This is a genomic window from Spiroplasma sp. TIUS-1, assembly GCF_010365785.1.
Taxonomy (GTDB): domain Bacteria; phylum Bacillota_I; class Bacilli_A; order Mycoplasmatales; family Mycoplasmataceae; genus TIUS-1.
In genome coordinates this window covers 643,083-657,330 of record NZ_CP048387.1, presented here as the reverse complement: position 1 = coordinate 657,330, position 14,248 = coordinate 643,083, and the positions used below count along the sequence as shown (strand labels likewise).

Below are 14,248 nucleotides of genomic sequence, written 5' to 3'. Positions count from 1 at the left end.
TAATAAAATGTTTAAAAAAATAATTAATTCTATGTGTGCATTTATATTAGTTATATTTTCAGCAATGACTGTTGTAAGTTGTACAACAACTGAAATCACATATGGACTACAACGTTTATTTTATAAAAATGCACAAATTGCCTCCTTTGCTGCCTCTGCTGCAATCTTAAATGATAAAGATGAAGCTCAGTCTACAAGCGCAAATTCAGTTCTTGGAGGAGGGGCAATTGGTCAAGAATATTTAATGAAGACATATGGAGAAATGACTATTGATAGTGCTTTGGGTAAAGGTTTTATAATTAATCAAAATAGTTCAACTAAAATGAGTGAACTATTTGAATCTACGTTTGTAAAAAATGGAGATGGAAAAACAAATTACATTTATACAAACTCAGAAAATGAAAATGGAAATCAAATTGTTTCAGACAGTACAACAGGTTATACAACAGGAACTTCTGCACTTAATAATATAACTTCACTAATAGAACCAATATTAGATGCATTAACATTAGGCTTGAGTCCATCAACGTTATCAACAATTATAGGTCTTTTTTTCCAAGAAAAAATCACAGTTCCTGGATTATCATTTTCAGGTGTTTTGAAAGAAATTGAAGATAATCCTTTAATTGAAAAAATTATGGACAACTATGTTCTAGATTATCAAACAAGTGAAGAAAAGTATGTTAAAGACACAATGAATGAACTAGCAGGAAAAATAAAAGCTGAGAGTTCAAGAATTGATTTGTCTGTTCAATTTATTAAGATGACATTAAAAACTGCTTATAACTTTTTTGACGATTACCTACAAGGTAAAGTGAAGGATTATCAAACATATATATCAAATACTTATTGAACTGGGAACATTGCAAATAATATTATTGATTTTTCAAAACTGTCAAATTTATTAAAATATGCAACAACAACTAATGAAAGTTTATTGTCAAAAAGAAAAGTAGCTCAAGAAGCAATAGCACCAATGATTCCATATATTAAAAATGTCATTGGTGTAGGCCTTGAATTAATTTTAAAAAGTATGGGTGTAATGACAGATGATTGAAAAAAAGGTGGTGGATCATCTTTAATAAATAGTGTTACTGATTTAATTGGTCAAGTATTAAAATATTTAGATACCAAAGATGATAAAGAATTAAAAACCCTTGTAAATAATCAGATTAAAAATTTAATTATTGAAGTTGGTGATGTATTTATTGGAATGAATGAAGAGTTTTACAAAAAATACATAAGAGATGCAATTGTTAACATTATTGAATCTGCAAATATACCAGTACTAGGAAGCGCCTTAGTAAGTTCTGCAAAAAAAAGTGCTGCTGCATTTGGTAAGCAATTAAAAAGTCTTACTGGTTGAATTACTTGAGGTATAGCTTCTCTGTTCATTAAATCTGCAATAAAACCTATATTGGATAAAATAGACACTTCATTAATTCCGAGCTTTGAAGATATCTTAGGGTTTAAACCAATAGCAGTATTTATGGATGAAAAGAATTTTTTAAGTTCAGTAGATAATGAAAATACATTAAATGTTTTACTTGGTGCATTCCAAGATCTATCTATTGAAAATATTACAAAATTTTTTGCAGATAGATTAGAGCCAATGAGCAAAGATAAGAATATTACTTTTGATTTAAATTATGTATCACAATTATTCGATCGAGTGCGAACAACACGTGTGATCATTGATGGTGAAATGGAAAATGCAATCAAACTATCAAAATTTACCTATTGTGAAAATCCTTATGTGGAAAAATGTAAATATCCATGAGAAAGTAGTGTTGATTTTGTAGAATATGATGATGCGAGTCATGAAAGTAAATATTTATTTGGTTATGATAAAAAAAATGCTCCAGTTGAAAATCAACCATTTTACATGACTCTTGGTTTAGACCAAATGGGAGCAAATGTAGCTAACGGATCTCTTGGTGAAACTCTTGTCAAACTAATGGGTAAGGATAGCGGAGAATTGCTATATTCAATATCAACTATTGTTCAAGATATTATGATTGCAATACCAGCTAAAAGTAAAAATTATTTAGATGACAAATTCTTAAAACCTTTATATCAAAGATCAAATTGGACAATGGATGAATTTAATACATTCAGAAAAATGTTGCCAGCTAATGTTGATGAAAAGGAACCAGAGTTTTCATTTAATCTATATAGAAAATTACCAAATTCATATGTTAAAAAAACATATGTTGTAACAATAAAGCAAAACGAAAATAAATATTGAAAAATAACAAGTATTACGAAATAAAAAAAAGAATCCTTTTGGATTCTTTTTTAGTGTCTTTAAGTAAAAAATTACTTAATTAGACGGTTGTATCATTCAACTATTAACGCTTCATTTATTTCTTGGTTTAATTCACTTCTTTCTGGAAGAGCTTTGAATTTACCTGACATTTTAGTTTTATCAAATTCAACAAATTTAACTGTTGAAAAGTTTGCACTTAATGCCTCTTTCATTTTCACATTTTTCATTGATTTTTCTCTAACTGAGATTTTATCTCCAACAGTTAAAATGTGAGAAGGGATGTCTAATTTTTTACCATTAACTAAAATATGTCCGTGAGCAACAATTTGTCTTGCTCCTTGACGAGTCATTGATAATCCCATTCTATAAACGATGTTGTCTAAACGACTTTCTAATCTTTGCAAGAAAGCAGTACCAATAACTTCATTTTCTTTTTTAGCTTTAACATATGTATTTCTGAATTGTCTTTCAGTAATTCCATACATAAATCTTAATTTTTGTTTTTCGTGTAATTGCAATCCGTATTCAGAAAGCTTAACTCTACGAGCTCCGTGTTGTCCTGGAGCTGTAGTTCTTTTTTTACCTTTTGAAAACTCTTTACCATCTTCTCTAATTGAGAAACCGTAACGTCTAGCTTTCTTGAAAGTAGATCCTGTAAATCTTGACATGATTTATCTCCTTATTTAATTTTTTTTCTAAGAGAAATCTAGATACTTCATCACTCTAATCGAGGAAGTGTAGTGTTCGCCTTTTTCTGCAAAGGTTACGACTAATTATTTCACTAACTAAGAACTCAACTATGTGAGAATGCAGATATCGAAATTTAACTTAAAAATATTATAGCAAAAATAATTTTTATATTTTTAATATATATAATTAATGTAATAAGAGAGGGGCGACATATGAGTAATTGAACAACAATGCAAACAGTTAGCTTCTCAATATTTGTGGCCCTGGCAGTTATTTCAATTTTATTTTTTATTCTTTTAATTGGTGCTAGATTTATTTTAAAAACTCAAGCTAAGTGCTTAGAAGAAATTTCTATTATTCATAAAAATCCTGTTAAACACAAATTACAACGTATTCAATATATTTCAAATACAACAGCTACATTTATTTCTGAATTAGATATTTGATGATCAAACTATGAACACTTACTAATGAATGAACTTAATGCGGTAATTGTTGATTTAAATGAATTTTCAAAAGAAAAAAAGAATTTAATTCCAACACCAAAACATATTTTTAATATTAAAAAATATAGAAAACAAATTGATGAAGTTAAATCAAAAATTTATATTATGCAAAAAGAAGTTGAAAATGCATTAATGGTTGAAGATATTCAAAGAACATCAATTACTTTTTACAAAATAATTTTTGAAGAGATTAGAAAAAATATTGATATATTGTTAACATCTTATCCAGAATTGAATGCTGTAGAAGCAAACCAAATTCTTTCAAGAATTGATTCGTTATTTTTAAACTTTAATTCAAAATTGGCAACAGGGTTATTTGAAGGTAGTTTAGAAACTTTATCAAATATTAGAGAATCACAAGTTTATATGATTGAATTAATTGACTTGGTTCCTTACCTATTAACTCGTGTTAATACAAAAATTCCAAATCATATTGAAGAACTTCGTGAAAAGTATGCTTCGCATATGATTTCAAAAAATGCTCATCATTCTAAAAATTCGCAAGCATTTAGTGACTTAGAAAAAAAAGTAAAATTAAAACTAAAAGATATTAAAGAATTAATAAATGTATGAAATATGAAAAAGGCATTGAAAGAACTTGAAGTAATTTTTAAAATGTTTAATGATTTTAATTCATCAATTGTAACTGACGATAAATTAAAAGATTACTTTATTGAAAACATTGACATAATCAGAGAGATAATAAAAACTGTAGAAGGATCAGTTAACGCTATTGATAAGGGTTTCTCAAATGTAGAATCAATTAACAAAGCTCCGACTATTGAGAAAAAAGAATTTGATAGAGCTAAATCAAATTTCAACTCATCTAAAACAAAGTTGCAAAGTAATTTTTCAGATTGGGATTACTTTATCTCAAGAAAGCACACAGCAGATATAAAAGTTATTAAGGATAAGTTGGTTAAAGAATTAGCAACCATTCTAAATTCGATAGATAACTTTGAAAACTCATCAAGAATAATAGAGAAGTCTCTATCAACAAAAGACAAATACATTTCAAAAATTGGTTTCATAAGAACATTATTAGAACAAGTTGAAAATAAAATATCAATCAATAAGCATATGACAGAATTGGTTCCATTAAGGGACAGATGTTCTGAAATCAATGCTAACTTAGAAAACTTTATAACATCAAGGCAATCTGAGTTTGAAAATAAATCGTCAAGAGATCAATTGTTTGAAGAGATAGCAAAAATTGAGAATGATACTTGAGAATTAGAGAGAAACTTGAAAGATTGTGTTTTTGCTGATTTCATTGCTCAAGAATTATTGATATATCTTGAAAAATATTCAGTAGCTGACTTCAAGATTGATCGTGCATTAATCAATTTGGAAGAAATGTATAAAAATAGGGAAATAGATAGATTAATACATGAGTTATTGAATATCTTAAACTCACTGATAAAAAGGTAGATAAAATGAAAAGTATTTTAGTTAGATATGGTGAATTAACTCTTAAGGGAAGCAACAGAGATATATTCATTGATAAGTTAAATAAAAATATTAAATTTAAACTTAAACCGTTTAAATCTTTTTTTGACTACAAAAAAGACAGAAATAGTCTTGAATTGGAAATTATCGACGAAAAATATATAGACCAAATTTTAGAAGAATTAAAAACTGTATTTGGTATTCATTCAATGTCCATTGCACATCGTGTGGGACATGATTCACAAGAAATAATTAAAAAAGTAATGGAGATAGCTCCAACTCTTTCTGGGTTTTCTTTTAAAATTGAAGTACTTAGAAAAGACAAATCTTTTAAGATTCCTTCAGATATATTTAAAAGAGAAATTGCATCTGAAATTTTAAAAACAATTCCAAACATTACAGTAGATGTTAAAAATCCACAGAAACTTGTAAATGTGTTAATTAAAAACAACAATACATATATTTACATTGACAAAATTCAAGGATTAAAAGGATTACCTGTTGGCACTTCTGGTCGTGGTATATCAATGATAAGCGGGGGAATAGATTCGCCAGTTGCAAGTTATCTTGCACTAAAACGTGGAATGAAAGTTGATTTTTTACATTTCATGACACCACCTCACACAACACCTGAAGCTGTTCAAAAAGTATTTGATTTAATTAAAGTAACTTCAAAATATAATGTTAGAGATTTTAATTTTTATGTTTGCGATTTTTCAATGTTGTTAAAAGAATTGATGCATATGAAAAATGACTCATACAGAATTACAATTATGAGGCGAGTATTCTTGATAATAGCAAATAAGCTAGCTGATAAAATTGAAGCACAAGCAATTATTACAGGAGACGCTTTAGGTCAAGTGGCGTCACAAACAATTGACTCAATGAATGTTATTGGATCTGTCTCAGAGAGACAAATCTTAAGACCACTAATTACATACGATAAAGAAGAAATAATTAAGATATCAGAATATATTGGAGCATATCCAATTTCAATCTTACCATTTGATGATGTGTGTTCAATGTATGTTCCAAATAAGCCAATTATTAAACCTACTTTAAAAGAGGCTGAATTTCAAGAAAAAGAACTCATGTTAGATGTAATGATTGATAAAACACTTAAAGATTCAATCAAAAAGTATTACCTAAAGGATGGTGAGTGATTTGAAGCAGAATAAGCAAAAAAAAATAATTGGTGTTATCGATGGTATTGAAATTGATAAACGTCATGAGTTTGAAGATAGGGATCAAAATGTTGAAAAAGTGAACACACCTTATTTGAAGATAAATACAAAGAAATCTACAAATATAAATAGAATTGAAATCAGTAAAATTGGAAATCAAAAAACTAGAAAGAAAAAATTTACCGAGAAAATTAATGTTTTTGCAATAATGATTGGCTTGGTAGTATTTTTATCAATTGTTGCATTCGCTGCTTATTTAGCATTTGCACTAGTCTAAATATAGGAGGCATCATATGTTAAATTTATTGAATGTAAAGACGTCATATAATTTTTTTAAATCAAATATATTAGTTGAAGATTATATTAAATTTGCAGTCAAAAATAAAATTGATGCAGTTTTTTTTGCTGATGATAATGTGATGTATGGTGCTGCTGAATTTAGTAGCCTAGCCAAAAAATCAAATTTAAAACCAATAATTGGTTTATCTTTGAATATTGCTCAAGATCAAATTATCTTTTATGCAAAAAATATTGAAGGTTATAAAACACTTTCAAAAATATCTTCAGATCTAAATTCAGATGAAAAAATAGATATTAAAAAAATATTCTCTAAACCAAATAATGACCTCGTTGTTGTTTACTGTCCTTGGTTTGAAATTAATACATCTTTAAGTAATCAATTAAAATCATTTGCTCAAGATTTTTATTTTGGAGTAAATGATAAAAACTTTAGAAAATTAGATGGATTAGATAATGTTATATTTGCAAATGAAATTAGGACAATTAAAAAACAACCAGTTGATTTGAATGTAATAGAAGTATTAAACAAAATTGCAAATTGAACAGATGAAATAGTTCCTGATTCACATTATTTTACTGATAAAGAAGTTGGTATTTATATTAATCCTGAGTTGCATATTAAAAATCTAAATAAGATTATTGAATGTTGCTCATTTGATTTGTTTGAACAATCAAAAAAACATTTGATGAAGTATGACGACAAAATTGATTCACTTGAATTAATTGTAAGCACTTGTACAAATACACTAAATAAATTTGTTAAATTAAATAATTACGATATTAAAGAATACAAAGTACGTTTGGATTATGAATTAAAAGTTATTAAAGAAATGGGATTTGTTGATTACTTTTTAATTGTTTGAGATTTAATTAACTATTGTAAGAAAGCAAAAATAGTTGTTGGACCTGGAAGAGGTTCAGCAGCGGGTAGTTTAGTTTCATTTTTATTAGGTATCACATGATTAGATCCAATTAAACATGGGTTATATTTTGAACGCTTCTTAAATACAAAAAGAATTACAATGCCAGATATAGATATTGACTTTGAAGATGAAAGAAGAGAAGAAGTTTTAATTTATTTAAATAAAAAATATGGAAACAAGTTTGCCTCTATTTCGACTTTTCAAACATTTGGAGTTAAAAATGCAATTAGAGAATGTGGAAAAGTATTAAACGTATTAGATGGAGATATTGAAAAAATGTCTAAGTTAATTGAACCTAAATACTTATTTGACATTGAAGGGGCAATTGCAAATTCACCAAGATTAGAAGCTATAATTGAAAAATATCCAACTCTGATTCGTGCAATCAAGCAAGTGTTAGGACGACAAAAACAATTATCAACTCACGCCGCTGGAGTTGTATTTTGTGATGTTCCAATTAGTGAAGTTATTCCTGTTAAAAAATTATCTAATGGAATTTTTCAAACACAATTTCCAATGGATCATTTAGAGGAGATGGGATTAATTAAAACTGATATCTTAGGTCTAAAAAATTTAACTGCAATAAAAAATACATTAAATCAAATAAATAAAAGTCAACAGGTTATATCATTAAGACAAATTTCACTTGGTGATAAAAAAACTTTTGATCTTTTAAGTCGAGGAGAAACTCAAGGTATTTTTCAGTTTGAATCTAAAGGAATGATTGAAACTTTGGTTGGAGTAAAACCTAAAACATTAGAAGATTTGGCAGTTGTATCAGCTTTATATAGACCAGGACCACAAGACATTATTTCTGATTTTATTAACCATAGAAATAATAAAAAGCAATTACTGATTGATCCACGTGTTGACGGAATCTTAAAATCAACAAATGGATTTATTGTCTTTCAAGAACAAATCATGGAAATCTTTCAAAAGATTGGAGGATTTAGTTTAGGTGAAGCCGATATTGTTCGTAGAGCAATTGGTAAAAAAGAATTAAGGGAACTTGAAAAATACAAAACACAGTTTATTACAAATTCAATTAATAACAATATAAATGAAAAAAAGGCTAAAGAAATATGAAATCATATAATTCAATTTGCAGCATATGGATTTAATAAATCTCATGCTCTAGCTTACGCTATGATTTCTTATTGGCAAGCTTATTTTAAAACAAACTATCCACTTGAATTCTTTACTTCTCAATTAGATGGGGCAATTAAAAATGGACCTAAAACAAATGAGATTTTTCAAGAAGTTAAGTTAAGAAATATTACAATTAAAAAACCTAGTGTTGTTAATCCAATTTCTAAATATGAAGTTGGAACAAATTCAATTTCAATGCCACTAACTACAATTAAAGGTATCTCAGAATCTTTTGTATCAAATATTGTTGACATAATGGAAGATGATAATTGTAAGAAAAATATTTATTTGATGTTACATAATCTATTTTCAAAGTATCCTGACACACTAAACTTTTTTGATACAATGGTTTATTCAGGAATTCTAGATAGTTATGGAATTTCAAAAACGGGATTATTGAAGTTTAAAAAAGTTTTTTTAGCACTACAAAACACACTTCCAGTAACAAACATGAATTTAAAAAATAACGAAGATGTTGATAATCCACTTGATTTTGTTTCATCCGAATTTGAATGTTATGGATTTTATTTAAACTCACATCCTGTAGAAATATTTAAGAGATCACAAAACATTCATTCAACTTCAATTAATGGTGTAATTGGAGTAAATAGGAATTACAATGTATATACATTGATAACAAGTGTTCGAGACTTCACAGATAAGAATGGAAAGAAAATGGCGTTCTTAACTGTTGAAGACGAAACAGGATCATTAGAAGTATATGTTTTTGCTGAAGCTTTTGAAAAGTTTAAAGACAAAATGAAAATTAATGAATTAGTAAACTTAAAATTAAGTACAAAAGAATATAAAGGAAAAGTTAATGCTACATTAGTGGAAATGAAATAATGAAAAAAATATTACTAGTAGATGGAAATGGATTGCTATATCGTGCATTCCATAGTTCATCTTATTCTCAAATGAAAACAAGTCAGGGTATTCCAACGAATGCTGTTTTTACTTTTATCAATATGCTAATGAATTTTATAAATAAGGGTGAATACCATAATACAGTTGTTTTATTAGATAAGGGAAAACAAACTTTTAGACATGATAAATTAGAATCATATAAGGCTGGTAGAAAAGAAACACCTGATGATTTGAAACCTCAATTTGCAATTGTCCGTGAGTTTTTGAAATCTTCAAATATTGATCATTTTGAAATGTCTAATTATGAGGCTGATGATTTGATTGGATCACTTGCAACTAAATATTGTAAGGATTTTAAAATTGAAATATTTTCAAATGACAAAGACATGTATCAATTAGTAAATGAAAACACATGTGTTATTAAACAAAAAAACAAAGAAACTATCATTGTTGATGAAAAATATTTAATGGAAGAAATGAAATTAACACCATCACAAATAATTCATTACAAGGGATTGTGTGGAGATGGTTCTGACAATATTAAAGGTGTAGAAGGTGTTGGTGATAAAAAGGCAACAGAGCTTTTAAATGAGTATGGAACAATTGAAAATATTTATGCAAATATTGAAAATATCAAAGGGAAATTGAATGAAAAATTAATTGCTGGGAAAGAATCTGCATTCTTATCAAAAGATGTTGCAACGATTAAATGTGATATTGAAATCCCTGAGTATAAAAACAATGAGTTTAATTTAGACCAAGATGGACTTAAATCTTTTTTAGAAAAATTTGAAATGAAAACATTATTAAAAAAATACTCATTCAATGAATATACAAAGTTAGTTATTGAACCGGTAACTAAGATTGAGTTGAATCATCAAGAAATTGAATCTTGAACTTCTAAATATGCGCAAGATGAAAATTATATTTACCTAGAAACTTTAAATGACAATTACCATGATTCTCCAATGATTGGAGTGGGTATTGTAAATAATACTGGTGGTTATTTTTTAGACTTAGAAAAAGCAAAAAATAAAGAAATTAATATTTTTAACTGACAAGAAGGATCATTTACTATTGATGAAAATTTTCAAGGATTCTTATTAAATTCAAAGTTTAAAACCTATGATATTAAAAAAACAATTTATGTTTTAAATAAGCTTGGTTATAAAACCAAAAATGAAAACTTCATTTATGATGCTATGATTGCAGGTTATGTATTGGATGCAAATATTAAGCCAAACATTTTTGCACTTAATGAAAAATTTACAACTAATGAAATCAAAAATACTGAAGATGTTTTTGGCAAGGGTGTTAAAAGATCAACAATGATTGAACAGAGCGTAAAAGCTGAATATATGATTGAATGTGCAAATGTGATTAGAGAAAGTGAAAATGAAATTATAAGTTTATTAAAAGACAAAGATCAATTAATGTTATATGAAAATATAGATTTACCATTTTGTTTTGTTCTTCTTGAAATGGAACAAAACGGAGTAAAGATTGATAAAAAAGAATTATTAATTCAAACAAAAGCAACTGAAGAAAAAATCAAAAACATTGAATCACAAATTTTTGCAATAACAGATAAAGTGATTGGTGAAAAATTTAATCCAGGGTCGCCTAAACAAGTTTCAGAATTATTATTTAATAAACTTGGATTACCAAACACATCAAAAGGAAGTACTGGAAAAGAAGCATTGGATGTTCTATACAACGCTCATGAGATTGTACCTTTGATTTTACAACACCGTAAATATTCAAAACTATATTCAACTTATTTAGTTGGTTTTGAAAAATATATTGAAGACGACAATCGTGTAAGATCAATTTTTAATCAGACACTAACAAATACAGGTAGATTATCTTCTTCATATCCAAATCTACAAAACATATCAGTACGTGATGCAGATCAAAGACAATTTAGAAAAATATTTGTAACTGATGATAATAAAATATTTATGAGTTTTGATTACTCACAAATTGAATTGCGAGTATTAGCAGAAGTTGCAAATGAAGAAACATTATTAAATATTTTTGCAAAAGATGGGGACATACATACAGAAGCTGCAAAAATGATTTTCAACACAAAAGAAGTAAGTTCTGACCAAAGAAGAATAGCTAAAATATTTAACTTTGGTATCTTGTATGGATTAAGTGATTTTGGATTAGCAAAGGATTTAAACATATCAATTCCAGAAGCAAAACAATTTATAAAAAATTACTACAACACATTCTCTGACATTCAATCATTTAAAATTGGAACTTTAGAAGAAGCAAATGCAGAAGGATATGTAAAAATGGTTTCAAACAGAAGAAGATACATTGCGGAGTTATCAAGTTCAAATAGAATGATTAAATCGTTTGGAGAAAGAGCAGCTATAAATGCTCCAATCCAAGGAGTTGCTGCTGATATTTTGAAAGTAGCCATGAATGAAATATTTGCAAAGAAACTGAACATTAAATTTGTAGGACAAATTCACGATGAAGTTATATTAGAATTACACGAAAATGATTTTGATGAAATTAGTAAAATTGTTAAATTAACTATGGAAGAAGCTTTTGCAACTTTATTTGCTAAGTTAAATATAAATAAAAAACCTAAAGTAAAAGTGGAGGTAAAAGGATCACGTGGTAAGACGTGATTCGATTTAAAATAATATGCCTGAATTACCTGAAGTAGAAACCGTTGTTCGTACATTGAACAAAACTATAAAAAATAAGGTTATAAAAGAAATGAATTTCTTTTATAAAAAAATATTACAAAATACAACTGAACAAACTATTAAAAGAACATTAGAAAATCAAAAAATAGAGAAGATATCTAGAAAATCAAAATTCATAATTTTTGAATTTAATGAATATGTAATGATCAGCCATCTAAGAATGGAAGGAAAATGATTTTATTATCCAAACCTAGAAACTATTCCTTCAAAACATACTGAAGTTCAAATTATTTTTGAAGACAATACGCAACTTATGTATTTTGATACTCGCAAGTTTGGAACAATTCACTTATTTAAGCAAGATGAATATGAACATGTTGATCTTATTGCAAAGTTAGGACCAGAAGCAATTTCAAAGAATTGAACAGCTAAAAATTTATATGATAAATTGCAAAAGAAAAAAACTGCTGTTAAAACAGTTTTATTGGATCAAACAATTATTGCTGGGTTAGGCAATATTTATGTAAATGAAGTTTTATTTGAGTGTAAAATATTGCCAACAAGACCTGCTAATGAAATATCTATAGAGGAATGTCAAAATATCATTAATAATTCCCAAATAATACTTCAAAAGGCCATAGAATATGGTGGAACAACTGTAAAATCTTTTCAATCTTCTGAGGACAACAAAGGTGGTTATCAACAGTTTTTAAAAGTTCATTTTAATGAAAAAAAACCTTGTAAAAATTGTGGAAATAGTGTAACAAAAATGTTCGTAAATGGACGAGGTACATATATATGTGTAGTATGCCAAAAATAGTGTGTATAAGTGTGTAACTTTCAAAAATGCTTTATTTAAAGCATTTTTTTGTTTGAGAAAAGGATATTTTCAATACATTAAAACAAACTTTCTTAAACTATTCCATTTTGTTTTTTTTGTAATATATTCTTTTTAGAACAACACGAAAGGAGAAGAAAAATGGCTGATTTTGAATACAAGATTTTATCATATCCAAATCAAAATTTAATAGATAGAAATTCACTTTCAGCTCTTTATCTTCCAATTCTTGGAGCAGAAGCCTTCTCTCTATATAACATGTTATTAATCGATGCTGAAATTACAAAATCAGCCCCAGATTTTTTACTTTCATCTAAACGTATAGAAAATTCAATGAACTTAAATCCAATTGATGCTCGTAAGTCATGAAAGATTTTAGGAGCATGTGGATTAATTGAAATTAAGAAGAACCGTGGTACCGAAAAATATAATTTTGTAATTAAAGCTCCTTTAACTTTTGAACAGTTTTTTGGTGCAACCAATGAAGAAGAACAAAAAAACATTTCAGAAAATCTATGCAAACTTTTATTAAAAAAACTAGGTGAAGAAGATTTCTTCATTACTAAGTCAATGTTTAAATCTGTTATCTCAGCTAGTTCAAATACAGAAGAATTAGATGATGTAACAGATAGACTGTTTGATGTATTTGATATGGATCTAGATGAATCAGATGAAAATGTAGCTAGAGCAATCAAACTTAAGGTTAACAATTCAACTATATTATTAGACAAAAAATATGATGAACTACTTGACGCATTGATTATTGAAGGAAACTTAATTCTTCAATCTAAAAAGAGAAAATATAAAAAACTTATTATTTCAGCATTTAGAAACTTTTCATTAATTGAAGTAAGTGATATGTTTGATATTTTGAATTCTATGAATGAAAGAGATATTCCATTAAATGAAAAAACTTTACATACTGAAATTCAAATATTAGAAGAACAATGAACAATGCGTTCTAAATCTACAAACTCAGATAAAGAATCAAAAGAACAAGAAGCTATTAAGACAATGGTTGAAACTGATTCACTTGAATATGCTGCTGCAATTGCAGGTAAGTTAAATAACATGAATTCAGTTAAGAATATGATTGATTTATTACGTGCTAAATATATGTTGAAAGATGGATTAATAAATATCTTAATGTCTTATTCATCTTCTAAAAATGATAATAAAATTGTTGCAAATTACATTTTTAAAATTGCTGATACTTTTGTAGCAAACGGAATTGACACAATTGAAGAAGCACACAAATTCTTGAAATCAATTAAAGAAAAAACAAAATTTAATGTATTTACTAAAAACCAACGTGAACTATCTATGTCAACACCAATGGATGTTCCGTACAATGATCCATTGGGTATCTCAGATGAAGAGATGAAAAAAATGCTTGGGGAAAATTAG

The 14,248-nt window shown here is 27.2% G+C and carries 9 protein-coding genes; 8 read left to right on the top strand and 1 reads right to left on the bottom strand.

Going from position 1 to position 14,248, the window contains the following annotated elements:
- Positions 1 to 7 precede the first annotated feature (7 nt).
- Complete coding sequence (locus STIUS_RS02905; RefSeq protein ID WP_162649883.1) at positions 8 to 2,272, top strand: hypothetical protein; 2,265 nt, start codon at positions 8 to 10, stop codon at positions 2,270 to 2,272.
- A 47-nt stretch (positions 2,273 to 2,319) separates the two neighbouring features.
- Here STIUS_RS02905 and rpsD read toward each other — a convergent pair whose 3' ends face one another.
- Positions 2,320 to 2,937 (bottom strand): 30S ribosomal protein S4, encoded by a 618-nt coding sequence (gene rpsD / locus STIUS_RS02900; RefSeq protein WP_162649882.1) that lies wholly within the window; start codon positions 2,935 to 2,937, stop codon positions 2,320 to 2,322.
- 234 nt (positions 2,938 to 3,171) lie between these two features.
- Here rpsD and STIUS_RS02895 point away from each other — a divergent pair, with 234 nt between their 5' ends.
- From STIUS_RS02895 to STIUS_RS02865, 7 genes are all read left to right on the top strand, one after another.
- On the top strand, positions 3,172 to 4,896 hold the full coding sequence (locus STIUS_RS02895) for a septation ring formation regulator EzrA (protein ID WP_162649881.1): 1,725 nt from the start codon (positions 3,172 to 3,174) through the stop codon (positions 4,894 to 4,896).
- Positions 4,897 to 4,901: 5 nt separating this feature from the next.
- Positions 4,902 to 6,092 (top strand): tRNA uracil 4-sulfurtransferase ThiI, encoded by a 1,191-nt coding sequence (gene thiI, locus STIUS_RS02890; protein ID WP_162649880.1) that lies wholly within the window; start codon positions 4,902 to 4,904, stop codon positions 6,090 to 6,092.
- Positions 6,079 to 6,375: a hypothetical protein gene (locus STIUS_RS02885; protein ID WP_162649879.1), complete on the top strand. Its 297-nt coding sequence runs from the start codon at positions 6,079 to 6,081 to the stop codon at positions 6,373 to 6,375. The genes thiI and STIUS_RS02885 overlap by 14 nt, the downstream gene beginning before the upstream one ends.
- Before the next feature lie 16 nt (positions 6,376 to 6,391).
- Positions 6,392 to 9,316, top strand: coding sequence for a DNA polymerase III subunit alpha (gene dnaE, locus STIUS_RS02880; RefSeq protein ID WP_162649878.1), 2,925 nt, complete (start codon positions 6,392 to 6,394; stop codon positions 9,314 to 9,316).
- Positions 9,316 to 11,997: a DNA polymerase I gene (gene polA / locus STIUS_RS02875; RefSeq protein ID WP_162649877.1), complete on the top strand. Its 2,682-nt coding sequence runs from the start codon at positions 9,316 to 9,318 to the stop codon at positions 11,995 to 11,997. The genes dnaE and polA overlap by 1 nt, the downstream gene beginning before the upstream one ends.
- Position 11,998: 1 nt before the next feature.
- Entirely contained in the window at positions 11,999 to 12,823 is an 825-nt protein-coding gene (gene mutM / locus STIUS_RS02870) for a DNA-formamidopyrimidine glycosylase (RefSeq protein ID WP_162649876.1), read from the top strand.
- A 159-nt stretch (positions 12,824 to 12,982) separates the two neighbouring features.
- A complete protein-coding gene (locus STIUS_RS02865) occupies positions 12,983 to 14,248 on the top strand; it encodes a DnaD domain protein (RefSeq protein WP_162649875.1) in 1,266 nt (421 codons plus the stop codon).